The 22,244-nt window shown below is 71.2% G+C and carries 26 protein-coding genes; 15 read left to right on the forward strand and 11 right to left on the reverse strand.

The genetic code is table 11. The annotated features are described in order from the left end of the window. The first annotated feature begins 163 nt into the window (after positions 1-163). The gene (locus SHK19_RS09945) at positions 164-511 is read left to right on the forward strand and encodes a hypothetical protein (protein WP_322938553.1); all 348 of its coding nucleotides are present in this window, start codon (positions 164-166) and stop codon (positions 509-511) included. 69 nt (positions 512-580) lie between these two features. Further along, complete coding sequence (locus SHK19_RS09950) at positions 581-1,432, forward strand: SHOCT domain-containing protein (protein WP_322938554.1); 852 nt, start codon at positions 581-583, stop codon at positions 1,430-1,432. Between the two features lie 25 nt (positions 1,433-1,457). Here the strand turns inward: SHK19_RS09950 and SHK19_RS09955 are convergent, their stop codons facing one another. Continuing rightward, positions 1,458-2,339: a carbon-nitrogen hydrolase family protein gene (locus tag SHK19_RS09955; RefSeq protein WP_405030469.1), complete on the reverse strand. Its 882-nt coding sequence runs from the start codon at positions 2,337-2,339 to the stop codon at positions 1,458-1,460. Between the two features lie 250 nt (positions 2,340-2,589). Between SHK19_RS09955 and SHK19_RS09960 the strand changes: the two genes are divergently transcribed. From SHK19_RS09960 to SHK19_RS09990, 7 genes are all read left to right on the forward strand, one after another. Then, positions 2,590-3,141, forward strand: a complete 552-nt coding sequence (locus SHK19_RS09960) for a DinB family protein (RefSeq protein WP_322457150.1) — start codon at positions 2,590-2,592, stop codon at positions 3,139-3,141. Further along, positions 3,138-3,332 (forward strand): DUF3046 domain-containing protein, encoded by a 195-nt coding sequence (locus SHK19_RS09965; RefSeq protein ID WP_322457149.1) that lies wholly within the window; start codon positions 3,138-3,140, stop codon positions 3,330-3,332. The genes SHK19_RS09960 and SHK19_RS09965 overlap by 4 nt, the downstream gene beginning before the upstream one ends. Further along, complete coding sequence (locus SHK19_RS09970; protein WP_322938556.1) at positions 3,329-4,618, forward strand: MFS transporter; 1,290 nt, start codon at positions 3,329-3,331, stop codon at positions 4,616-4,618. The genes SHK19_RS09965 and SHK19_RS09970 overlap by 4 nt, the downstream gene beginning before the upstream one ends. A gap of 218 nt (positions 4,619-4,836) precedes the next feature. Continuing rightward, positions 4,837-5,889 carry a recombinase RecA gene (gene recA, locus SHK19_RS09975; protein WP_322457147.1) on the forward strand — a complete coding sequence of 351 codons (1,053 nt, stop codon included), beginning with the start codon at positions 4,837-4,839 and terminating at the stop codon, positions 5,887-5,889. A gap of 29 nt (positions 5,890-5,918) precedes the next feature. After that, positions 5,919-6,443, forward strand: a complete 525-nt coding sequence (locus SHK19_RS09980) for a regulatory protein RecX (protein WP_322457146.1) — start codon at positions 5,919-5,921, stop codon at positions 6,441-6,443. Positions 6,444-6,541: 98 nt separating this feature from the next. Then, positions 6,542-6,679, forward strand: a complete 138-nt coding sequence (locus SHK19_RS09985) for a hypothetical protein (protein ID WP_322457145.1) — start codon at positions 6,542-6,544, stop codon at positions 6,677-6,679. Positions 6,680-6,737: 58 nt separating this feature from the next. Next, positions 6,738-8,387, forward strand: coding sequence for an asparagine synthase-related protein (locus SHK19_RS09990; protein ID WP_322938557.1), 1,650 nt, complete (start codon positions 6,738-6,740; stop codon positions 8,385-8,387). On the opposite strand, the gene SHK19_RS09995 is transcribed toward SHK19_RS09990, so the two are convergent. Next, on the reverse strand, positions 8,388-9,224 hold the full coding sequence (locus SHK19_RS09995; RefSeq protein ID WP_322938558.1) for a hypothetical protein: 837 nt from the start codon (positions 9,222-9,224) through the stop codon (positions 8,388-8,390). Between the two features lie 41 nt (positions 9,225-9,265). On the opposite strand from SHK19_RS09995, the gene SHK19_RS10000 reads away from it, so the two are divergent. Genes SHK19_RS10000 through SHK19_RS10020 form a run of 5 tightly spaced genes read left to right on the forward strand, consistent with a single transcriptional unit; the run spans position 9,266 to position 12,355 of the window. Then, the gene (locus SHK19_RS10000) at positions 9,266-9,784 is read left to right on the forward strand and encodes a phosphoribosyltransferase (RefSeq protein ID WP_322938559.1); all 519 of its coding nucleotides are present in this window, start codon (positions 9,266-9,268) and stop codon (positions 9,782-9,784) included. 7 nt (positions 9,785-9,791) lie between these two features. Beyond that, on the forward strand, positions 9,792-10,367 hold the full coding sequence (locus tag SHK19_RS10005) for a GNAT family N-acetyltransferase (RefSeq protein ID WP_322938560.1): 576 nt from the start codon (positions 9,792-9,794) through the stop codon (positions 10,365-10,367). Then, a complete protein-coding gene (locus SHK19_RS10010) occupies positions 10,357-11,214 on the forward strand; it encodes a polyphosphate kinase 2 family protein (protein WP_322938561.1) in 858 nt (285 codons plus the stop codon). Before SHK19_RS10005 ends, SHK19_RS10010 begins: the two co-directional genes overlap by 11 nt. Continuing rightward, the gene (locus SHK19_RS10015) at positions 11,211-11,981 is read left to right on the forward strand and encodes a HipA family kinase (protein WP_322938562.1); all 771 of its coding nucleotides are present in this window, start codon (positions 11,211-11,213) and stop codon (positions 11,979-11,981) included. The genes SHK19_RS10010 and SHK19_RS10015 overlap by 4 nt, the downstream gene beginning before the upstream one ends. Further along, positions 11,978-12,355, forward strand: a complete 378-nt coding sequence (locus SHK19_RS10020; protein WP_322457138.1) for a DUF3037 domain-containing protein — start codon at positions 11,978-11,980, stop codon at positions 12,353-12,355. Before SHK19_RS10015 ends, SHK19_RS10020 begins: the two co-directional genes overlap by 4 nt. Before the next feature lie 82 nt (positions 12,356-12,437). Here the strand turns inward: SHK19_RS10020 and SHK19_RS10025 are convergent, their stop codons facing one another. The 4 genes from SHK19_RS10025 to SHK19_RS10040 are packed head-to-tail and all read right to left on the reverse strand — an operon-like array spanning position 12,438 to position 15,868. Beyond that, positions 12,438-13,181, reverse strand: a complete 744-nt coding sequence (locus SHK19_RS10025) for a sirohydrochlorin chelatase (protein ID WP_322457137.1) — start codon at positions 13,179-13,181, stop codon at positions 12,438-12,440. Positions 13,182-13,239: 58 nt separating this feature from the next. Beyond that, entirely contained in the window at positions 13,240-13,983 is a 744-nt protein-coding gene (locus SHK19_RS10030; RefSeq protein ID WP_322938563.1) for a phosphoadenylyl-sulfate reductase, read from the reverse strand. After that, positions 13,980-14,138 carry a hypothetical protein gene (locus SHK19_RS10035; RefSeq protein WP_322938564.1) on the reverse strand — a complete coding sequence of 53 codons (159 nt, stop codon included), beginning with the start codon at positions 14,136-14,138 and terminating at the stop codon, positions 13,980-13,982. Before SHK19_RS10035 ends, SHK19_RS10030 begins: the two co-directional genes overlap by 4 nt. Continuing rightward, positions 14,135-15,868 (reverse strand): nitrite/sulfite reductase, encoded by a 1,734-nt coding sequence (locus tag SHK19_RS10040; RefSeq protein ID WP_322938565.1) that lies wholly within the window; start codon positions 15,866-15,868, stop codon positions 14,135-14,137. The genes SHK19_RS10035 and SHK19_RS10040 overlap by 4 nt, the downstream gene beginning before the upstream one ends. Before the next feature lie 355 nt (positions 15,869-16,223). Between SHK19_RS10040 and SHK19_RS10045 the strand changes: the two genes are divergently transcribed. Beyond that, complete coding sequence (locus SHK19_RS10045) at positions 16,224-17,693, forward strand: glycine hydroxymethyltransferase (protein ID WP_322938566.1); 1,470 nt, start codon at positions 16,224-16,226, stop codon at positions 17,691-17,693. A gap of 16 nt (positions 17,694-17,709) precedes the next feature. Here the strand turns inward: SHK19_RS10045 and SHK19_RS10050 are convergent, their stop codons facing one another. The 5 genes from SHK19_RS10050 to SHK19_RS10070 all read right to left on the reverse strand — a co-directional run bounded on the left by SHK19_RS10050 (position 17,710) and on the right by SHK19_RS10070 (position 22,241). Continuing rightward, on the reverse strand, positions 17,710-18,453 hold the full coding sequence (locus SHK19_RS10050; protein ID WP_322938567.1) for a class I SAM-dependent DNA methyltransferase: 744 nt from the start codon (positions 18,451-18,453) through the stop codon (positions 17,710-17,712). A 61-nt stretch (positions 18,454-18,514) separates the two neighbouring features. Continuing rightward, a complete protein-coding gene (locus SHK19_RS10055; RefSeq protein WP_322938568.1) occupies positions 18,515-18,721 on the reverse strand; it encodes a hypothetical protein in 207 nt (68 codons plus the stop codon). A 45-nt stretch (positions 18,722-18,766) separates the two neighbouring features. Next, positions 18,767-19,903, reverse strand: a complete 1,137-nt coding sequence (locus tag SHK19_RS10060) for a phosphotransferase (RefSeq protein ID WP_322938569.1) — start codon at positions 19,901-19,903, stop codon at positions 18,767-18,769. A gap of 56 nt (positions 19,904-19,959) precedes the next feature. Further along, entirely contained in the window at positions 19,960-20,652 is a 693-nt protein-coding gene (locus SHK19_RS10065) for a response regulator (protein ID WP_322457128.1), read from the reverse strand. Further along, positions 20,649-22,241: a sensor histidine kinase gene (locus SHK19_RS10070; protein ID WP_322457127.1), complete on the reverse strand. Its 1,593-nt coding sequence runs from the start codon at positions 22,239-22,241 to the stop codon at positions 20,649-20,651. The genes SHK19_RS10065 and SHK19_RS10070 overlap by 4 nt, the downstream gene beginning before the upstream one ends. Positions 22,242-22,244 lie beyond the last annotated feature (3 nt).

Raw genomic sequence — 22,244 nt, forward strand, 5'->3', positions numbered from 1 at the left:
GTTGCGGGGACGGCAACAAGTCACGTGCAGAAAACATCCCAGGTTCCGCGGGATGTGGCAGAGGGGTCCTGGCGCCGACGCTGGTCGTGGCCTCGCCCTCCGCGGGGACACACCGGACAGGCCGTCCCAGCCGTCCGACCGCTCGCAACCAGGAGGCAGTCCCATGAGCACCCAGAGCATCGCGTTCACCGTCCCGCTGTTGCCCGGCATGACCGACGTCGACCGCTCGGCGATGCAGTCGTGCTGGCACGGCGACCGCGCGGCGGACCACCAGGCATCCCGACGGGAGCTCGGCATCACGCGAGAGTCGGTCTGGATCCAACCGACGTCGGAGGGCGACGTCGCCGTGGTCCTCCTCGAGGCCGAGGACCTCGGCAAGGCGCTGGCAGGCATCGGCGGGTCCGACGAGCCGTTCGACGTGTGGTTCAGGGCGCACTGTCTCCATGTGCACGGGATCGACCTGGCCGCCGGCTTCCCGCCGCCCGAGCAGATCTTCGACTACCAGGCCTGACCGGACCGGTCGGTCACGCGGCACGCGAACACACAAGATGAGCCGCTCCGGCCGGTACCGTCTGCTGCCATGAAGCTGGCTGCACTCGGCGTGATCACCGCGCTCATCGGGATCGTGCTCGGCGCCCCTGGTCTGATCGGGATCGGCGCGTTCTGGATGCTGCTCGGTCCGCTGATGCGGATGTACGGGCAGCGGATCAAGGACCTCCAGGCGAGCACCCAGGCAGAGGCGACGTCAGAGGCCGCGGCAGGGACCACCGCCGAGGAGGGCTCCGCCCAGCGGCGTCCCTCGATCGACGGACGCACCTTCGCCGTCGGGACCATGCTGTGGCTGCTCCTGGGCATTCCTTCCCTGGCCGTCGGGATCCTGCTGCTCGGGATCGGCGGCGAGGACGAGAACTGGCGATGGCTCCCGATCGTCGTCGGTGGCCTGGCACTGGGCATCGGCGTCATCAGCGCGGCCATGTACCTCGCCGGCGCATCCCTCCAGGCCGTGGCCGAGCTGGCACCCGAGACGGAGGTCCCCGCCACGCTGTGGGTCAAGTCCGTGCGGGAGACCGGCACGTTCATCAACGAGCGACCGCGCCTGGAGTTCGAGCTCCGCGTCGAGCCGGACGGGGCCACCGAGCTCCCGCCGTACGACGTCACCAAGAAGGCCACCGTGCCGTTCACCGCGATGGGCTCGCTACGGGTCGGCGACGGGTTCCGGGCCCTGGTGGCCGGGCCCGACAACCCCACCGCGATGGAGATCCGCTGGGACGAGCCCGTGGCCGGGACCACAACGGCGGCTGCGCACGGCGAGCCGGCCCGGGTGCCGGACGTGTCCGCGCGGCTGGAGGAGCTCGACGCCCTCCACCGCGCCGACCAGATCACCGCAGATGAGTACGAGGCCCAACGAGCGCGGATCCTCGGTTCGATCTGACCCTCCCGACTGGAGAGGCAGCGGATCAGGCAGAAGAGCCCTCATCGAAGACGACCGAGCTCTTCGCCCGGGTGTCGACGTTGAGCGTGAAGACGTCGGGTCGCGAGTAGTGACCCACGGGGTCGAACATGCGCCGCTGCTGCTGCACGGCGGTCAGGTCCAGGTCGGCGTAGAGGATCTCCTCACGCTCCACGACCGGTCCCGCGATCACCTTGCCGCCCGGCGCAACGATGGTGGTGAGGCCGCGCGACATCCAGTCCTCCTCCAGGCCGTAGAGCGTCCCGCGCAGGTCCTCGGGCACGTCGGAGCCGCGCAGCAGCGGCGCCACACCGATGACGTACTGCCTGCCCTCCTTGGCGATGTGCTGCAGCGTGCCGACCCAGGTGTCGTCCCAGGTCGGAGCCAGGTAGATGTCGCAGTGCTGCGCGTAGATCGCCGCCCGTGCCAGCGGCATGTAGTTCTCCCAGCACAGCAGCCCTCCGACGACGCCGAACGGCGTGCTCACCACGCCGAGCTCGGAGCCGTCGCCCATGCCCCAGACCGTCCGCTCCCCGCCGGTCGGCATCAGCTTGCGGTGCCGCTGCAGGAGCCGCCCGTCCGGGCCGATGTAGAGAAGCGTGTTGTAGAGCGTGCCACCGTCGACCTCGGTCACGCCGACCACGACGTACGCGTTCGCGGCTGCCGCGGCCTCCCCGATGCGTTGCAGCACCGGGCCCGGGACGCTCACGGCATTCGCGTAGAGGCGCTTCACGAAGTCGGAGTCGCTCCATGCCGGGGTGCGCCACACCCAGTCGGGATAGGCAGGGATGAACGACTCCCCGAAGACGATGAGCTCGGCACCCGACGCGGCCGCTTCCTTGACCAGCGAGCACACCTTGTCCGCGGTCGCCTCGCGATCGAGGAACACGGGAGTTGCCTGTACGGCGGCCACGGTCACCATCACTGCCTCCAGTCGCGGCCATCGGGTCCGGCCTCGTTCACAGTGTGAGCCCGCGTCGCGTCCGTCGGCAGGGGTTTGCGGGAGCCCGCCGACGTGGGTCGGCCGACGAGGATCGGAGGCGCGTCGGCGGACGTGGTGCGGAGCCTTGGCAGTGGATCGTGGCCCGGTGGCGAGGATTGCGGTCGCGGCTGTCCCCGGGGGTTGCGAAGATGTGGGCGTGAGCACGCCCCCTGAGATCGCACCCGACACCAAGGACTGGACCTGGGTCCTCGACCGCGCCTGTGAGGACTGCGGATTCGACGCCGGCGGCGTCGACCGCTCCGACGTGGGCGCGATGATCCGCGACAACGCGGCCGCGTGGCAGCGGGTGCTGGCGACGCCGGAGGCGACGCAGCGGCCGGAGCCGACGGTGTGGTCGCCGACGGAGTACGCCGCTCACGTCCGCGACGTGCACCGGACCTTCGCCGGGCGGGTGGGCCTGATGCTCAGCGAGGACGACCCCACCTTCGCCAATTGGGACCAGGACGAGACCGCGCTCGCGGACCGCTACGACCTGCAGGACCCCGCCCGGGTGGCGCCCGAGCTGGTGGCGGCCGCCGAAGAGGTCGCGGCGGCCTACGACGGCGTGGCCGGCGACGACTGGGAGCGGCGCGGCACCCGGAGCAACGGCAGCGTGTTCACGGTCGACTCGCTGGGTCGCTACCACCTGCACGACGTGGTCCACCACCTGTGGGACGTGCGCTGGGTCGAGTCCGGGTCGTCAGGGTGAGGCACACCGAGTTCTGGGCCAGGCTCGACCAGCACCTCGGGCCGGCGTACTCGCGCACCTGGGCGGAGCAACAGGTCATCGGCGACCTCGGCCACCGGACGGCCGTCGAGGCGCTCCGGGCCGGGGTGCCACCGAAAGAGGTCTGGACCGCGGTCTGGCGGACCCTCGAGCTCCCCATGAGTGAGCGATGACCGCCGCGGCGCCCACACCGGTCGAGCAGACGGCGGAGATCGCCGTGGTGCAGCGCCGGACCGTCCGGGTGCTCGTGCTGACCCAGGCAGTGGGAGCCCTCGGCATCACGATCGGCATCGCCACCGCCTCGCTGCTCGCCAAGGACATCTCGGGCTCGGAGGCGCTCTCTGGGCTCGTCCAGACCGCGCAGGTGCTCGGCGCGGCGGTCATCTCGTTCCTGCTCGCGACCGTCATGGCACGCCGCGGCCGCCGGATCGGGCTGACCACCGGCTACCTCCTCGGCGCGGCGGGGGGCGGCCTCGCCGTGCTCGCCGGCGTGGTGGGCTCGATGGTGCTCCTTCTCGTCGGCGCCGTCCTGCTCGGGGCCGGGACGTCGGCCAACAGCGCGGCCAGGTTCGCCGCCACCGACCTCGCCGACGACTCCAACCGGGCGCGCTCGCTGTCGGTGGTCGTCTGGGCGACCACGATCGGCGCCGTCCTCGGACCCAACCTGACCGGTCCTTCCGGTGCCTTCGCCGACGCGGTGAACATCCCGGAGCTGACCGGACCGTTCGCGATCGGCGCCTTCGGCATGCTCGCCGCAGCCCTGGTCGCCTTCGTCATGCTGCGCCCGGACCCGCTCTTCGTGGCCCGCGAGCACGCCGGTGAGGTCAACGTCGGCCACGTCGCCGCGGGATCCTCGGCCTCGCGGGCGTGGCGGGCGGTGCGCGAGCGGCCGGTGATCGGGTTCGCGATCGCAGGCCTGTCCCTCGCGCACGCCGCGATGATCAGCGTGATGGTGATGACGCCGCTCCACATGCAGCACGGCGGCGCCGAGCTCGACGTGATCGGCCTGGTGATCAGTGTCCACGTCCTCGGGATGTTCGCGTTCTCCCCCCTGGTCGGCATGCTCGCCGACCGGGTGGGACGGCCGCTGGTGCTCGGCATCGGCGGACTGGTGCTGGTCGTGGCGCTCCTGCTGTGCGCCTCGTCGCCGGACGGGATGTCGTGGCAGGTCACCGCCGGGCTGTTCCTGCTCGGGCTCGGCTGGTCGTTCGCGATGGTCTCGGCGTCGACGATGGTCGCCGAGCACGCGCCGCTCGACTCGCGCACGCACGTGCAGGGCACCTCCGACCTGGTCATGGGCGTCACGGCGGCCTCGGCCGGGGCGCTCGCCGGTGTGGTCGTCGACCTTGCCGGCTACCCGGTGCTGGCGCTGGTGACGCTGGCGCTCGCGTTCGGGGTCGCCGGGTGCGCCGCGCGCGCCCAGACCGCGAGGACGACGGCGCCCGCGGTGGTCGAGTAGACGAGCCGCCGACACGCCGCTTCCCAATCCCAGGACTTCGAACAGGTGTTCGGTAGCGTCCGGATCACGACGTGTGGTGCTGGTCGCCAACCGTCCACAGGTACGACGTACTCCGGGCTTCTCCACAACCCCGATGCGGCTGATCAGGCTGTGTCGGACCCTCGCCCTAGCGTCGCCGATGTACCTGGCTCGACCACCAGACGAAGGACGTGAGGGACATGGCGGATGACCGCCTCAAGGCGCTCGACACAGCGCTGCTCAACATCGAGAAGCAGTACGGCAAGGGCTCGGTCATGCGCCTCGGCGACGACACGCGCGCCCCGCTCGAAGTGATCCCCACCGGCTCGATCGCGCTCGACGTGGCGCTCGGTGTGGGTGGCCTCCCGCGCGGCCGCGTCGTGGAGATCTACGGACCGGAGAGCAGCGGCAAGACGACCGTGGCGCTGCACGCGGTCGCCAGCGCTCAGGCTGCCGGCGGCATCGTGGCGTTCATCGACGCCGAGCACGCCCTCGACCCCGACTACGCCAAGGCGCTCGGTGTCGACACCGACGCGCTGCTGGTCTCGCAGCCCGACTCCGGTGAGCAGGCGCTCGAGATCGCCGACATGCTGATCCGTTCCGGCGCACTGGCCCTGATCGTCATCGACTCCGTGGCCGCGCTCGTGCCCCGGGCCGAGATCGAGGGCGAGATGGGCGACAGCCACGTCGGCCTCCAGGCCCGGTTGATGAGCCAGGCACTGCGCAAGATGACCGGTGCCCTCAACAACTCCGGCACCACCATGATCTTCATCAACCAGCTGCGCGAGAAGATCGGCGTGATGTTCGGCTCGCCCGAGACCACGACCGGTGGCCGGGCGCTGAAGTTCTACTCCTCGGTGCGCCTCGACGTGCGCCGGATCGAGACCCTCAAGGACGGCACCGACATGGTCGGCAACCGCACCCGGATCAAGGTCGTCAAGAACAAGGTCGCCCCGCCGTTCAAGCAGGCCGAGTTCGACATCATGTACGGCAAGGGCATCAGCCGCGAGGGCAGCCTGATCGACGTCGGTGTCGAGGCGGGCCTGGTCCGCAAGGCCGGCGCTTGGTACACCTACGAGGGCGACCAGCTCGGCCAGGGCAAGGAGAACGCCCGCCAGTTCCTGTTCGACAACCCCGACCTCGCCAACGAGCTGGAGAAGAAGATCCTCGAGAAGCTCGGCGTCGGCCCGCAGGTCGACAACGACGGCTTCGCCGACGCCCCTGACGAGCCCATCGGCGTGGACAGCTTCTGAGTTGAATGGCGCGAGCGTGTCGCAGATCGATGAGTGAGCCCGACACGGAGCGGGACCTCGGACCGGAGCCGGACCACGAGGCGGTCGCGCGCAAGATCCTGCTCGACCAGCTGACCGGTCAGGCGCGGAGCCGTCAGGAGCTCGCCGACCGGCTGGCCCGCCGCAACGTCCCCGACGAGGTGGCGGGCCGGCTGCTCGACCGGTTCGAGGAGGTCGGCCTGGTGGACGACGAGGCCTTCGCCCGGTCGTGGGTCGACAGCCGGCAGCGCACCCGCGGCCTGGCTCGACGGGCGCTGGCCCAGGAGCTGCGCCGCAAGGGCGTCGCCGACGAGACCGCCCGCGACGTGCTGGCAGAGGTCGACCCTGCCGACGAGGAGCAGGCGGCCAGGGCTCTGGTCCGCAAGAAGCTCCGCGGGCTGCGGGGCGTCGACGACACCGTCGCCGCCCGCCGCCTCGCGGGGTTGCTCGCGCGCAAGGGCTACCCGGCCGGCCTGGCCTACGCGGTGGTCAAGGACGAGCTCGCGGAAGTCGGCCGCGATGTTCCACTTGAATAGTCCTCCGCGCGACAAGCCGTGTAGTCTTTTGGAAGACGCCCCGCGGGCGTGACGTCGTGTGGCAACGTTCGTTGAAGAAGCGAACCGAGGGGATGATGATGACCGAGCAGCATGAAGAGCGCAGGCCGTGGACTGAGCCACGCGTCGAGCCGCTCGGCACCGCAGCCGACGCCCGTAACCAGCTCTTCAGCACGCCCGACGGCCAGAACCTCGGTCACAAGAAGCTTCCTTCCTGACAGATGTCGGGGTGCTCCGTCGATTGACGACGGACATCGCTGAGGATCGCGGGCGCCCATGCCGTTCGAGCTGATCCACGGGCCGGGTCCTGCTGACGCCGATCAGACGCGTCGCTGGCTCGAAGAGGGATGCCGGTCGGCTGCGCCGATCCGCCAGGGGTTCGTCGCCGTACTGACCCACGCAGACGGGACGGTGCTCGCTGCGACGAGCAGTCGGTCCGAGATAGCGCTGTACTACTGGGTCGACGGCTCGGGCTTGCGATGGTCCCCAACCGTCCCCGGGCTCGTCCGGCAGCTCCGGGAGCCACCGCCGCTCGACGTGGGCAAGCTCGCGGACCTGATGGCGCTCCACGACGAGCCGGAGCGCACGGCTCTCGAGGGGGTCCGCCGGCTGCCGGTCGGCCACCGGCTCACCTGGCGGCAGGGCTGGTCCTCGCCGGAGACCGAGCGGTGGTTCACCCCCTCGGCCGAGGAAGACCGGTCGATCCGCCCGAAGGACGCCGCGGGTCTGCTGCGGGACGCGATCCGCCACGCGGTCACCGCGTCGCTGCCCTCATCCGGCCCGGTCGCAGCGACGCTGTCCGGCGGCCTCGACTCGTCGATGGTCGCGGGCACCGCGGCCTCGGTCCTGGCCGGCAGCGGAAGGACCGTGCACGCCCTCACCCACGTCCCCCTCCCCGGGACCGCCGACCAGTCATCGACGTGGGAGGCCGATGACGGCCCCTACGCCCGGAGGATGGTCGACGAGATCCCCGGTCTGGAGTGGCACCCGATCGTGCACGACGACCGGACCTCGCCGTTGACGACGTTGGCCGCGCTGTTCCCCACCTCGTGGTCGCCGGTGCTCAACCCGGCCAACATGGTGTGGCTGACGGCAGCGGCCGGCCGGGCTGCTGAGCTCGGCTCACCCCTCCTCCTCACCGGCGCGTCCGGCAACGCGCCGTTCTCGCGCGACCGGGACGGGCTCGTCCGCCAGCTCGTGACCCGCGGACGACTCGACCGCCTGCCCGCCGAGGTGCTCCGCAGGCAGCGAGCAGGGGTGCCGGTCCACCGCGCGGCACGCAGCGTCCTCGCCGAAGCGGTCGGCGAGCGCACCCGCGAGCTGGTCCGGCAGCACCTTCTCCGGATCGGGCCGCCGCCGGCGTACCCCTCGTTCATCGAGGCGATGCCGCTCCGGCCGGAGACGCTCAGTGACGCCGCCCGCCGCCGGCTGGCCGCCCTCGATGGATCGACCAGCCACAGCCAGGCGGACTGGATCGACTTCGTCCTCCGCGACGGGAGTCTCGCCACCGTGCCTCCTCCGGACGGCATCTGGTGGAGCGACCCGCTGTCGGATCCCGAGGTCGTCTCCCTCGCGCTCCGCCTGCCCCTGGAGGCCTGGCTCCAGGGCGGGTTGGATCGCGGCCTGGCCAGGGTCGCGGCCGAGGGGCTGGTGCCCGACCACATCCGCCTGCGTACGACGCGCGGAGCGCAGGCTGCCGACGTGGGTCAATGGCTGCACGGCCGGGAGCAGGAGTACCGCGACCTGGTCGACCGGCTCCGCGCGTCGCCCGCCGCGTCGACGTTCATCGACCTCGACCGGGTCTCCCGGCAGCTGGAGAGCGGTCTGCCGTCCGGACGGGCGGCGGCGGCGTGGGAGGAGACGACCGGCCGGGCGCTCGGCCTCGGGCTCTTCGCCTCCTGGTACGAGGACGACGTGCTGCGCTGACTACAGGTCTCTGATCGCGGCCTCGACAGCGTCGGCGACGGCATCGACCGACGCACCATGCTGCGGTCGGACCACCTCGATGACGGGGACGTGCGTGAGGAGCTCGCTCAGCCAGCTGAGGAAGGGCGCACGGTACGGCGGCAGCTGGCACAGCTCGGCCGAGTCACTCAGCACCGCGAGCATGGGCAGCGCCTCCAGCAGCGGCTGACGCCGCACGGCGACGTGGTCGTGGTCGCTGAGATCGACCCGGACGATGGCCGCGAGCGGCCGGGGCGTGGTGTCCGACGCGACGGCGTACACGCGCTTGGACGCGCCGGGCAGCTCGCGTCCGATGGCGGGATCCACCCCGAGCCGGCTGGCGAGCTCGTCGCTCGCGTGCAGCGGCCGCGGGTACGGGTGCGCCGTGACGCCGTCGGGGCCGGCGGTGGCCCCGACGATGTCGTCGCAGACAAAGCTCCAGCCGCGCTGCGCCAGCGCGACGGCGGTGGTGGTCTTCCCGACCGTGCCCGGCCCGGTGATCGCGACCGCGCGGCCGTCCGGCGACTCCACGAGCGTGGCGTGGAGGGTGAACCGGCCGCGCTGGAGGAGCAACAGGCGCAGCGCGATCGAGTACACGAGGAAGTCGTAGGCCGGCCGCTGCTCGGGCGGTACGTCGATGACCACCTCCGTGCCGTGGGCGACGTAGAGCGATGCGTCGTCCTGACGGACCAGCGCGCGGTCGTGGTCGGCCACGAAGTACCCGGTGTCGACCGCGGCCTCCCAGGGCGGCGGGGTCGGCCCCTCGACCACCGGACAGCCGAGCACCGTGGTGGTGGGACCGGGCGGGACTCCGAGCATGGGCACAGGGTAGTGACGGGCCAGGTGACATGATCGGCTGCGTGACCACAGAGCCCACCGGCGGCGACGCGCCGGCCCGCGAGATCCTCAGCTACGAGCTCTTCGGCACCGCGGTGCGCGAGCTCGCCCAGCAGGTCGTCGACGACGGCTACGAGCCCGACATCGTCCTCGCGATCGCTCGCGGCGGCCTCGGCCTGGCGATGGGCATGGGCTACGCCCTCGACGTGAAGAACCTGAGCGCTGTGAACGTCGAGTTCTACACGGGCGTCGACGAGCGGCTCGACGTGCCGATGATGCTGCCGCCCACGCCGGCTGCCATCGACCTCACCGGGATGAAGGTCCTCATCGTCGACGACGTGGCCGACACCGGCAAGACGCTGGAGGTGGTCCGGGACTTCGTCGCCGACCACGTGGCCGAGGCCCGCACCGCAGTGATCTACGAGAAGCCTTGGACCGTGATCCACGCCGAGTACGTCTGGCGCCGCACCGAGCGCTGGATCGACTTCCCCTGGTCGTCGACCCCGCCGCTGGTCGACCGCCGTGGGGGCCTCGCGCACTGAGGGCGACGTGACCGGATCCACCCTCGAGCCGCCGACGGTGTCGTTGCGTCCGATGACGCGCGCCGACTTCGGTGACCTGCTCAAGTGGCGGCTCGAGCCGCACGTCGTCCGGTGGTTCCCCTCCGCCAAGGCCGTGACCGCGGCGACGATCGAATCGTGGTACGGCCCCCGGATCGACGGCGCCGCGCCGACCCGGATGTTCGTCGTCACCGCTGACGGCACACCGGTCGGGTTCCTCCAGGACTACCGGATCAGCGACCACCCGGACTTCGCCGTACTGACGCCGGACCCCGACGCGATCGGGATCGACTACGCGATCGGCGACCCGGCGTGGCTCCACCGCGGGGTCGGGCTGCGGATGCTCCGGGCCTGGTTCGCCATCGCCCGCGCGGACTACCCCGACGCCACGACGTACTTCGCGGCACCGGACCATCGCAACGTCGCTTCGCGCCGCCTCCTGCTCAAGGCCGGTTTCGTCGAGGGCACCTGGTTCGACGAGGCGCAGCCGGACGGGACCACGTCGACCGTCGTCGGTCACAGTCTCGACGTGGCATCGGTGCTTGGATGGCTCCATGACCGCTGACGCCGACCTGGTCGACGCCCTCCGGCTCCCGGCCGGACCCGTCGACCTCGCATCGATCGACACCAACGGCGCGCCCGGCTTCGCGGGCGGCAAGGAGGAAGGCAAGGCCACGCTGTACGCGCTGGGCGACACGCTCTCCGACCTGCAGGAGCGGCTCTTCGCCGAGGGCAAGGCGGGTGGCAACCGCAGCCTGCTCCTGGTCCTGCAGGGCATGGACACCTCGGGCAAGGGCGGCACCCTACGCCACACCGTCGGTCTGATGGACCCGCAAGGGGTGCGGATCACGTCGTTCAAGGCGCCGACTCCCGCGGAGCTCGAGCAGGACTTCCTGTGGCGGATCAGGAAGGCGCTGCCCACGGCGGGGTACGTCGGGGTCTTCGACCGCTCCCACTACGAGGACGTGTTGATCGCCCGGGTCCGCCAGCTCGCGCCGCTGGAGGAGATCGAGCGGCGCTACGAGGCGATCAACGCCTTTGAGGCCGAGCTGGTCGAGGGCGGCACGACCATTCTGAAGTGCATGCTGCACATCTCGGCGGACGAGCAGAAGGCGCGGCTCCTGGCCCGGCTGGACGACCCGTCGAAGCACTGGAAGTACAACTCGGGTGATGTCGACGAGCGGGCGCTCTGGCCTGCCTACCAGGGCGCCTACCAGGTCGCGATCGAGCGCACCAACACCGATGTCGCGCCGTGGCACGTGATCCCTGCGGACAAGAAGTGGTACCGCAACCTCGCGATCGGCCACCTGTTGCTCGACGCTCTCGAGACGATGGACCCGCAGTGGCCGAAGGCCGACTTCGACGTCGCGGTGGAGAAGCGGCGGCTGACGGAAGAGGACCCGCTGTCGTGAACCTGCCGACCGTCACGGTCACCAGGTACGTCACGCCGCTCCGGGAGGGCGGCAGCCTGCCCGGGATCGTCGAAGCCGACGACCTGGGCACCTACGTGTGCAAGTTCCGCGGCGCCGGCCAGGGCCTCCGGGTGCTGGTCGCCGAGGTGATCGTCGCGGGCCTGGCGGAGCGGATCGGGCTGCGGACGCCGCGCCAGGTGGTGCTCGACCTCGGGGCGGACCTCGCACGCTACGAGGCCGACGAGGAGGTGCAGGACCTGCTCCGCGCCAGCATCGGGCTCAACCTCGGCATCGACTTCCTGCCCGGAGCCTTCGGCTACGACGGCGACCTCGCACCGCACGCCGATGTCGCGGCGCGCGTGCTGTGGCTCGACGCGTTCTGTGCGAACGTCGACCGCTCCTGGCGCAACCCCAACCTGCTGCTCTGGCACGACGACCTCTGGGTCATCGACCACGGCGCCGCGCTCTACTTCCACCACGCCTGGGGCAACGGCGTCACCGATCCCGAGCGCTTCGCGCGCCAGCCGTGGGACCCCTCGGACCACGTGCTCCGGACCTGTCGGCCCGGTCTGCCCGCCGCGGACGCCGAGATCCGGGGGCGTCTCGCCGACGCCGATCTGGTGGACGTCGTCGCGCAGGTGCCGGACGCGTGGCTGGAGCCGGTGCCCGGTGCGGAGTCACCGCAGGAGCTGCGCGCGGCGTACGTCGCCTTCCTCGCCGCCCGGCTCTCGACCCGCCAGTGGCTTCCGGTCGCAGGTGCAGCATGAGCATGCCCTACCAGTACGTCGTGCTGCGCTGCGTGCCGCGCGTCGATCGCGAGGAGTTCGTCAACGTGGGCGTCGTGCTCTACTGCCAGGCCGCGGAGTTCCTCGACGTCACCTGGCACTGCGACGCCGACCGGCTGCACGCAGTCGACCCGTCACTCGACGTCGACCGCGTGTGCGACGCGCTGACCTTCGTCGACGGGGTGTGTGCGGGCGACGGCCGCGGGGGAGACGTGGCCGGTCAACCGCTGTCCCAGCGCTTCGGGTTCCTCAAGGCGCCGAAGTCGACGGTGCTCCAGCCCGGCCCGGTCCACGGCGGCCTCACCGCCGACCCCGCCCGCGAGCTCGACCACCTCTTCACCCGGCTGGTCGGCTGATTTTCGTCGACCCGGCTGGTTTGAACGAGCCGGGTCGACTTACAGATGCGACGGGTCGACGTACAGATGCGACGGGTCGGGGTCAGACAGGCACCAGCTCGACGGCGCCGACCGCGTAGCGCGCCAGCACGGTGCGGGCGATCTCCGGGTGGGCACCGAGCGGCTCGGACACGGCGACCGCGCCCGCCTCGAGGGCGAGCTCGGTCGCGTGGTCGAGGAGGCGACCCGGCGCGAGGAAGAGCGACGCGACGGCGATGTGCCGACGGCCCTCCGCGCGGAACGCCCGCACCGCCTCACCGGTCGCCGGCGGGGCGGCGGCGGCGTATGCCGCGGTCACCGGCAGCTTGTGGTGCGTGCCCCAGACCCGGGCGAGCCGGGCGACCGCCTGGTTGGCCAGGGGGTCCGACGAGCCGGCGGCCGCGAGCACGAGCGCGTCGAGCTCCCGGACCCGGGCGCCGGCCAGAGCCGTGCGCATCCGCTCGTCGAGCACCTCGAGGAACCGCGGTTCGAGACCGAGCACGTCGGTCGCGCGGATCTGCAGGCCGGGGTGGCGGGTCGTCGCCTCGGCGATCTGCTCGGGTACGTCGACGCGCGCGTGGAACGCCTCGTTGAGCAGGAGGGGTACGACGACGATCTCCTCGTAGCCCGCGCGGACCAGCTTGTCGACGACGGTCTGGAAGCTGGGCTTGGCGAGCTCGAGGAACGCCTTCTCGATGCGCAGGTCAGGACGGAGCGCCTTGACCTCGTTGACGAGGGCGGTCACGGTCGCGGCGGAGCGGGGGTCCCGGCTGCCATGAGCCAGGGCCACCAGTGCAGGAGCGGCCATCAGCAGCTGTCTCCTCTCATGTGGTGCGTGGGAAGGGGGAGTGTCGTGGGGGAAGGGATCACGAGTGGATTCCGCACTCGGTCTTGTTGGTGCCGGCCCAGCGCCCGCTGCGAGGGTCCTCGCCCGGGGCTACTCGGCGCGTGCACGGCCAGCACCCGATCGAGGGATAGCCGTCGTACACCAGGGGATTCACGAGGACTCCGTTGTCCGCGATGTAACGCTCCACCTGCTCGTCGGTCCAACGAGCCAGCGGAGAAACCTTGACCTTGCCCTTCTTGGCGTCCCAGCCGATGACCGGCGCGATCACCCGGTTGTGGGTCTCGGCGCGGCGTAGGCCGGTGGCCCAGGCGTCGTACCCCGACAGCGACTCCTGCAGGGGCTTCACCTTGCGCAACTGGCAGCAGAGGTCGGGGTCACGCTTGTAGAGGTCCTTGCCGTACTCGGCATCCTGCTCGGCCACGCTCTGCACGGGCGTGATCGTGAGCAGGTTGACCGGCAACGTGTGCTTGACCGCGTCGGCGGTGCCGACCGTCTCGGCGAAGTGGTAGCCGGTGTCGAGGAAGACGACGTCGATGCCGGGAACGACCGTCGACGCGAGGTGCGAGAGCACCGCGTCGCCCATCGACGACGTCACGCAGAAGCGCTCGCCGAACGTGGCGGCCGCCCACTCGATGATCACCTCGGCCGGAGCCAGCTCGAGCTCGGCACCCCAGTGCGACACGATCTCGCGCAGCTCCTCGGGTGACCGACCGGCGGTCTCTGCGCCGCGGGCGAGCCTGGCCTTGGCGGTGGAGACGCTCATGCCCGGTCACCACCCGGACGCACCATTCCGAGCATCTTCAGCGAGAACGCGCGCAGGCACGACCGGCACTCCCACGAGCCGTGTGCGGCCTCGTGCGGCCAGAGGTCGCCCTCGCCGCAGAAGGGGCAGTGGAACGGCACTGCGCGCTCGCTCATAGCGAGGACTCCAGGACCTTGTCGCCGCGCAGTGCCTCGTCGTCGGCCCGGGCGGCCCAGTCGGCGAACCGCTCGTCGTCCTTGCGGTCGGCGAGGTAGTTGGTCACCACGTTGCTGATGTAGTCGTCGAGCCCGGAGCTGGTCACCTTGTGGGCGCGCAGCTTGCGGCCGAAGTTGGCGCCGAGCCCGGTGGCACCGCCGAGGTGCACCTGGAAGCCCTCGACCTGGTTGCCGTCGTCGTCGAGGACGAGCTGGCCCTTGAGGCCGATGTCGGCGACCTGGGTCCGGGCGCAGGCGTTGGGGCAGCCGTTGACGTTGACCGTGATCCCTGAAGGCACTTGCTTGTCGAGGTCGGGGAACCGTCGCTCGAGCTCGGCGACCAGGTCGCGGGCGCGGTCCTTGGTGTCGACGATCGCCAGCTTGCAGAACTCGATGCCGGTGCAGGCCATCGTGTTGCGCCGCCAGTTCGACGGCCTGGCCGAGAGGCCGATCTCGTCGAGCCGGTCGACCAGTGCGTCGACCTGCTCCCCGTCGACGCCGAGCAGCACGATCTTCTGGTACGGCGTGAGCCGCGCGCCGGCGACGCCGTGCTCCTCGAGCAGGTCGGCCAGCTCCACCAGCAGCGTTCCGGAGACCCGGCCCACGGTCGGCGCGACGCCGACGTAGAACTTGCCGTCCTTCTGGGCGTGGACGCCGATGTGGTCGCGGTGGCCGACGGGCGAGGGCGGCGACGGGTTGGTGACCAGCTCCTTGCCGAGGTACTCCTTCTCGAGGACCTCGCGGAACTTCTCGACACCCCAGTCGGCGACCAGGAACTTGAGCCGGGCGCGGGAGCGGAGCCGCCGGTAGCCGTAGTCGCGGAAGATCGACGCCACGCCCTCCCAGACGTCCGGGACGTCGTCGAGCGGGATCCAGACACCGAGCTTCTGGGCGAGCATCGGGTTGGTCGAGAGGCCGCCGCCGACCCACACGTCGAAGCCCGGCCCGAGCTCGGGGTGGACGGTGCCGACGAAGGAGACGTCGTTGGTCTCCGGGCACACGTCGTGGCTCGGGTGACCGGTCAGCGCGGTCTTGAACTTGCGGGGGAAGTTCGAGAAGTCCTTGTTGCCGAGGTAGCGGCGCTCGATCTCCTCGAGCGCGGAGGTACCGTCGATGATCTCGTCGGCGGCGACGCCGGCGACGGGGGAGCCGAGGAACGGCCGCGGTGAGTCGCCGCAGGCCTCGAGCGAGTGCAGGCCGACCTCGTCCAGGCGCTCCCAGATCGTGGGGACGTCCTTGACGTCGATCCAGTGGTACTGGATGTTCTGCCGGTCGGTGACGTCGGCCGTGTCGCGGGCGAAGTCGACGCCGATCCGGCCGAGCGTCCGGACGGCGTCGGGGGAGAGCAGCTTGCCGTCGGAGCGGACCCGCAGCATGAAGTAGCGGTCGTCCAGCTCCTCCTCCTCGAGAGCTCCGGTCTTGCCGCCGTCGATCCCGGGCTTGCGCTGGGTGTAGAGGCCCATCCACCGGAACCGGCCGCGGAGGTCGGCGGGGTCGATCGAGTCGAAGCCGCGCTTGGAGTAGATGTGGAGGATCCGGTCGCGGACGTTGAGGGCGTCGTCGTTCTTCTTCGACTCCTCGTTCTTGTTGAGCGGCTCGCGGTAGCCGAACGCCCACTGTCCCTCGGCGCGGCGCGGTCGCGGCACGTCGGTGTGACGTGGCGGTTGGGAGTCGAAGCGCAGGTCAGACATGGCGGCTAGGAGGTCCTTCGCTGATGGGCGCGCAGGGCGCGCGCGGCTGGTCTGGGAGCGAGGCGGATCAGCGAGGCCAACACATCATGCTGCGGGTGCGCCCGAGGTCCACGTGGCGACGTACCACGAGGAACGCATGGGTTGCAGCAGAGACCATGTCAATGAGTCTCAGTCCGCGGACGGAGCTTCCACAAATCGGGATCTCATGATGTGGACGCGAGTCTCATGATCCGGACGAGCGAACCCGGATTCTCCCGCCTGGACGCGGCTGGTGCGACGGAGGTCACACCGATGGCGCAGGCCGGGCACGGGGGTCACGGTGATCAGAACGCCCTTCACCCCTACGATCTTCCGCATGAGCGACCCGGACTCCAACAGCTCCAGCAGCAACAACAACAGGTTGGTCAGCGGTGCCTACAACCAGGCCCTGGAGGTGATCGCGAGCGTCGAGCCGCGGATCGCCGACGCGACCCGCAAGGAGCTCGCCGACCAGCGGGGGTCCCTCAAGCTGATCGCCAGCGAGAACTACGCCTCGCCCGCGGTGCTGCTGACGATGGGCACCTGGTTCAGCGACAAGTACGCCGAGGGCACGATCGGCCATCGCTTCTACGCGGGCTGCCAGAACGTGGACACGGTCGAGGCGCTGGCGGCCGAGCACGCACGCGAGCTGTTCGGAGCGCCGTACGCCTATGCGCAGCCGCACTCCGGCATCGACGCCAACCTGGTCGCGTACTGGTCGATCCTCGCCCACCGGATCGAGAGCCCGTGGCTGGAGAAGGCCGGCTCCAAGAACGTCAACGAGCTCAGCGACGCGGACTGGGAGAGGCTTCGTCACGAGTTCGGCAACCAGCGGCTGCTCGGCATGTCGCTCGACTCCGGTGGTCACCTCACGCACGGCTTCCGCCCGAACATCTCCGGCAAGATGTTCCACCAGCAGCAGTACGGCACCGACCCGGAGACCGGGCTGCTCGACTACGACGTCGTGCGGGCGAAGGCCAAGGAGTTCAAGCCGCTGGTGCTGGTGGCGGGCTACTCCGCCTACCCGCGGCGGGTGAACTTCGCCAAGATGCGCGAGATCGCCGACGAGGTCGGCGCCACCCTGTTCGTCGACATGGCCCACTTCGCAGGCCTGGTCGCGGGCAAGGTCTTCACCGGTGACGAGGACCCGGTGCCGTACGCCCACATCACCGCGACCACGACCCACAAGTCGCTGCGCGGTCCGCGCGGCGGCCTGCTGCTCGCCCAGGAGGAGTACGCGTCGTCGGTCGACCGCGGCTGCCCGATGGTGCTCGGCGGTCCGCTGTCGCACGTGATGGCCGCCAAGGCGGTGGCCCTCGCCGAGGCGCGCCGCCCGGAGTTCCAGACCTACTCCCAGAACGTCGCCGACAACGCGAAGTCGCTCGCCGAGGGCTTCCTGAGCCGCGGCGCCAAGCTGGTCACCGGCGGCACCGACAACCACATCGTGCTGCTCGACGTCACCTCGTTCGGGCTGACCGGCCGCCAGGCCGAGTCGGCGCTGCTCGACGCCGGCGTCGTCACCAACCGCAACTCGGTGCCCGCCGACCCGAACGGCGCCTGGTACACCTCCGGCATCCGCCTCGGGACGCCGGCCCTGACCACGCGCGGGTTCGGCAAGGACGAGTTCGACCGGGTCGCCGAGCTGATCGTGCACGTGCTGCAGAACACCCAGCCCGGCTCGGCCAAGGCCGGCGGCCCGTCGAAGGCGACGTACGCCCTCGGCGACGGCGTCGCCGACAAGGTCAAGGACGCCTCGGCCGAGATGCTCGACAAGTTCCCGCTCTACCCCGGTCTCGAGCTGGTCTGACGACGCCGTCGGTCGGTCAGCCCGGCTTCCGCCAGACCGACACGTGCTTCGTGCTCTCCTCGGTGAACGGCGTGCGGTCCCAGTCGCCATAGCGCGCCTCGAGCTGCAGTCCGGCGATCCGAGCCATCAGGTCGAGCTCGGCCGGCCAGGTGAACCGGAAGCGGCCGGCGTCGCGCCGCCAGGTCCCGTCCGCCTCGCGGGTGAAGTGGTGCGAGGTCGACTGCTGGGTGGCGAGGTCGAACGTGTCGAACCCGACGTGCTCGTCACCGACGTCGAACGGAACGGCCGTTTGGGTGGGAGGGAGGCGGCGTAGCGGCGGCACCCCCACCTCGATCACGAACCGTCCTCCGGGGGAGAGGTGGCGCGCGGCGTTGACGACGCACTCGACCTGCTCGTCCTGGGTCCGCAGGTTCGAGATGGTGTTGTACACGAGGTAGACCAGCGTGAACGAGCCCGCGCCGTCGACGACGGTCGTGGCCATGTCGCCGATCGTCACCGGCAGGGTCGCCTCGTCGACCTTCGCCCGCAGCCTGGCGGCCATCGGCTCGGACAGCTCGATCCCCACGACCGGCACGCCCCGCTCCCGTAGGGGCACGCCGACGCGGCCGGTGCCGATCGCGAGCTCGAGCGCCGGCCCCTCGCCGGCGAGCTCGGCCAGCAGCTCGATGGTCGGCTCGAGCACCTCCGGGGCGAACATCCCGCGGTCCTCGTCGTCGTACCTCTCGGCGGTCTCGGCGCTCCACACCTCGCTGCTGGTCACGTCAGCCGATCGTGCTCGCCGAGGGCGGCGCTGTCGAGGCAATTACCGGCGGGCCGTGCTGTCAGGCGATCGGGCTGCAGACGAGCAGGTGGTAGGGCATCCGGCCGAAGGTTCGGTGCTCGACCGTCAGCCCGCCGCTCTCCAGGGCGCCGACCACATCGGTCAACGGGCGGATCGTGAAGTGGTGCTTGGTGAACCCCTGCGTCGCCATCCATTCCGGGTCGGCGATGCCGAGGACGCCTCGCCCGGACGGGGCGAGGACCCGCATGAGCTCCCGGGTCGCGGGCGCCAGGGCAGCGACAGCTCGAGCCGGTCAACCGGTCGCGTCGACCAGGTCCAGGCTGAACCGCGCGATCTCGGCGCGCGTTGTGGCCAGCGCAAAGAGCTCGGGCGTCGGCGGCGCGGCGAAGTGCTCGAACGGCATCGACGAGAGACCGGTGAAGATGAGCAGCTGGAGCGCGTGGCTGCGGGTCACCGTCGCCAGCGGGAGGTCGACGCCGACGGCGGCAAGTCCGTCGCGGTAGGCAACGGCACTCGCGGCGTCCCGCTCGGCGAGGTCATCGGCGCTGCGCCGGCCGATCTGGACGTCCCCGACCAGCAGCTGGTTGAGGTCGAACCCGGCGGGCATCGCTGCGAAGTAGCCGAAGTCGATCATGGTGAAGCCGGGGCGGTCGGGGCGGACCAGCAGGTTGTTGGGGCACGCGTCGCCGTGCGCGGCGAGGAGCGGGAGTGCCATCAGCTCCTCGACGTGTTCCGACACCTGGTCGGCGGCCGCGCGGACCCGCTCGCGGAGTGGCCCGAACGGCGCTGCGAGCGGGTGGTCCCACACGCTCTCCTCCCGCAGGACGGGGAGCACCTGGTGCGCGAGCCGGCCGTCGACGTAGGACCGCACCCCGACGGCGTGGCCGCCGAGGTCCACGAGGGCGCGGATCCCCGGGGTGCCGGCGAACCGGCCCAGCAGCCCGGCCGCGGCGACGTCCCGCTCCAAGTCCCAGGCGACGTCTTCCACCGGCACCACCGGTACGACCTCGAGCCACACGGCGTACGACGACTCGTCGATCTCGCGCACGGCGACGGCGCGCGGGACGGCCAGCCCGTCGGGGAGGTGGTCGGCGAGGTCGGACCGGTAGATCGCGCCCTCGGTCCGCCAGGGGACGGACGCCCGGGCGAACTCGCGCAGGTGTTCCGGCACCTCCGCGAAGAACGGCGATCGCGACCACTCCTGGACGTGCTTGACGAAGAACGCGTACGGGCGACGCTCGCCGTCGACCACCGCCTCGCCCTCGACGAGGTATCGCCCGGCGGTCGTGATCGCGGGGATGTCGTAGGCCACGTGCTCGGCGTGCGACCGCACGACGTCTGCGGCGTCGACACCCAGCAAGTCGGCGACCATCGCCGACAGGTCGTCGTCGGTGACGTCCGCGTCGCCCAGCGCGCTCCGGTCGTGCATCCGGGCACGCTAGCGCTTGCGGCGTGCCACCGTCGTCGAGTCACCGGGATCGGCGCTCAACGCCAGTGGTAGGCCACCTCGGGGCGGCCGCCGCCGCCGCTGTACCGCGGTTGCCGGTCGGCCAACCCGATCCCGGCGAGGTGCTCGAGGTAGCGCCGCGCGGTGACCCGGGAGATGCCGACGGTGCTCGCCGCCTCGCTCGACGACAGCCCGTCGGGCGCCGCGCGGACCGCGGTCGTCACCTCGCGGAGGGTCTCGGCGCTCATGCCCTTGGGCAGCGGCGCCGTCCCGGTCGGCCGGAGCGAGCCGAGCAGTCGGTCGACCTCGTCCTGGACGACCTCGCGCGGCGACGACGCGAGGTGCTCGCGGTAGGCGGCGTACTGCTCGAGCTTCGAGCGGAAGGTGGCGAAGGTGAACGGCTTCAACAGGTAGAGCACGACGCCCTGGGAGACGGCGTGGCGTACGACGTCGGTGTCACGGGCGGCGGTCACCGCGATCACGTCGCAGAGGTGGCCGGAGGAGCGGACGCCGGTCAGCAGCCCGAGCCCGTGGCCGTCGGGCAGGTTCATGTCGAGCAGCAGCAGGTCGACCGGTCGCCCCAGGCCGCGGGCCGCGTCGAGGAGCCGCATCGTGTCGGCGACGGAGTGGGCGACCCCGGCCACCGCGAAGCCCGGCACGCGTCCGACGTACGACGCGTGCGCCTCTGCGGTTCGCACCTCGTCCTCGACGACCAGCACCCGCACCGTCATGCCGGCGCCTCCTGCTGCTGCAGCACGACCGAGAACCGCGCGCCGCCAAGGTCGGAGCGGCCGATCGTGACGTCGCCACCGTGCAGGCGCGCGACCTGGACGACGAGCGCGAGCCCGAGGCCGCGGTCGGTTCCCGGCGCCGCCTTGGTCGTCCACCCGCGCTCCAGCACCCGCGTCGCGGCCTCGTCGTCGAGGCCCGCGCCGCTGTCCTCCACCTGGATGGTGAGGGTGCCGTCGGTGCGGTCCAGGTGCACCCGCACCCGTCGCTCCTCTGCGTCGGCCACTGCATCGAAGGCGTTGTCCACCAGGTTCCCCAGCACCGTCACCAGGTCGCGACCGGGGAGACCGCCGGTGTCGGCGGCGCTGCCGGTTATCGCGAGCTCGATGCCGCGCTCGGCCGCCTCCGCCGACTTCCCGAGCAGGAGCGCGGAGACCACCGGGTCGTCCACGGCACCGACCACCCGGTCGGCGAGCAGCTGGGCGAGCTGGAGCTCCTCGGTGGCGAAATCGACCGCCTCCGCCGGCCGTCCCATCTCGATCAGCGACACCACGGTGTGCAACCGGTTTGCGGCCTCGTGGTTCTGGGAGCGGAGCGACTCGGTGAGCTGCCGGACGACGTCCAGCTCGCCGGTCACCGACCGTAGCTCGGTGTGGTCGCGCAGGCTCACCACCGAACCCACCTCGCGACCCTCCCAGCGGGCAGGAGCCGTCGAGACGACGAGCATCCGGTCGCCGGCGAGGTAGAGGTCGTCCGACTCCGCCGTCCGTCCGAGCGCGGCGCCGACCAGCCCGGGAGCGAGGCCCAGGTCGCCGACGTGACGGCCGATCACGTCGTCCGGGAGCCCGAGCAGCCGTCGCGCCTCGTCGTTGGCCAGCTCGACCCGGCCGTCCGGGTCGAGGAGCAGCAGGCCCTCCCGCACCGCGTGGAGCACGGCGGAGTAGTACTCGTACATCCGGGCGATCTCGCGCTCGCCCATCCCGTGGGTCATCCGCCGGAGACGGCGGCTGACCAGTCCGGCCCCGAGGAGACCGACCGCGAGCACGGCTCCGGCGCACAGGAGGATCACCAGCACGTCGCGGCGGAGCTGCCGGTCGATGTCGCTCACCGTGATGCCGACCGAGACCAGCGCCACCACCTGGTCGCCGTCGCGCACCGGCACGACCGCACGCACCGACGGCCCGAGCGTGCCGGTTGCCTCTTCGGTGAAGACCTCGCCGTCGGGCGCGTTCCCCAGGTCACCGACGAACTGCTTGCCGATGTTGTCGGGGTTGGGGTGGGTGTACCGCGTGCGGTCGAGTCCCATGACCACCACGAAGTCGGTATCGGTGTCGACGCGGACCTGCTCGGCGTACGGCTGGAGGGTCGCGGTGGGATCGGGGGACGCGACCGCGGTCCGCACCGTGGGGGAGTCGGCCACCGCCTCGGCAACGGCGACGGCGCGGTCCGTGGCGTGCTCCCTGACGTCCCGGCGCGCGTCGTACCACGTCAGCGCGATCGCCAATGCGACGAGGACGACGACCACACCCACCTGCAGCAGCAGGATCTGCCGGGCGACCGAGAGGTCGGCCAGGGCTCGGGGGCGACGCACGCC

Origin of the sequence: Nocardioides bizhenqiangii, assembly GCF_034661235.1 — a bacterium.
In the GTDB taxonomy this organism is placed as follows: Bacteria; Actinomycetota; Actinomycetes; order Propionibacteriales; family Nocardioidaceae; genus Nocardioides; species Nocardioides bizhenqiangii.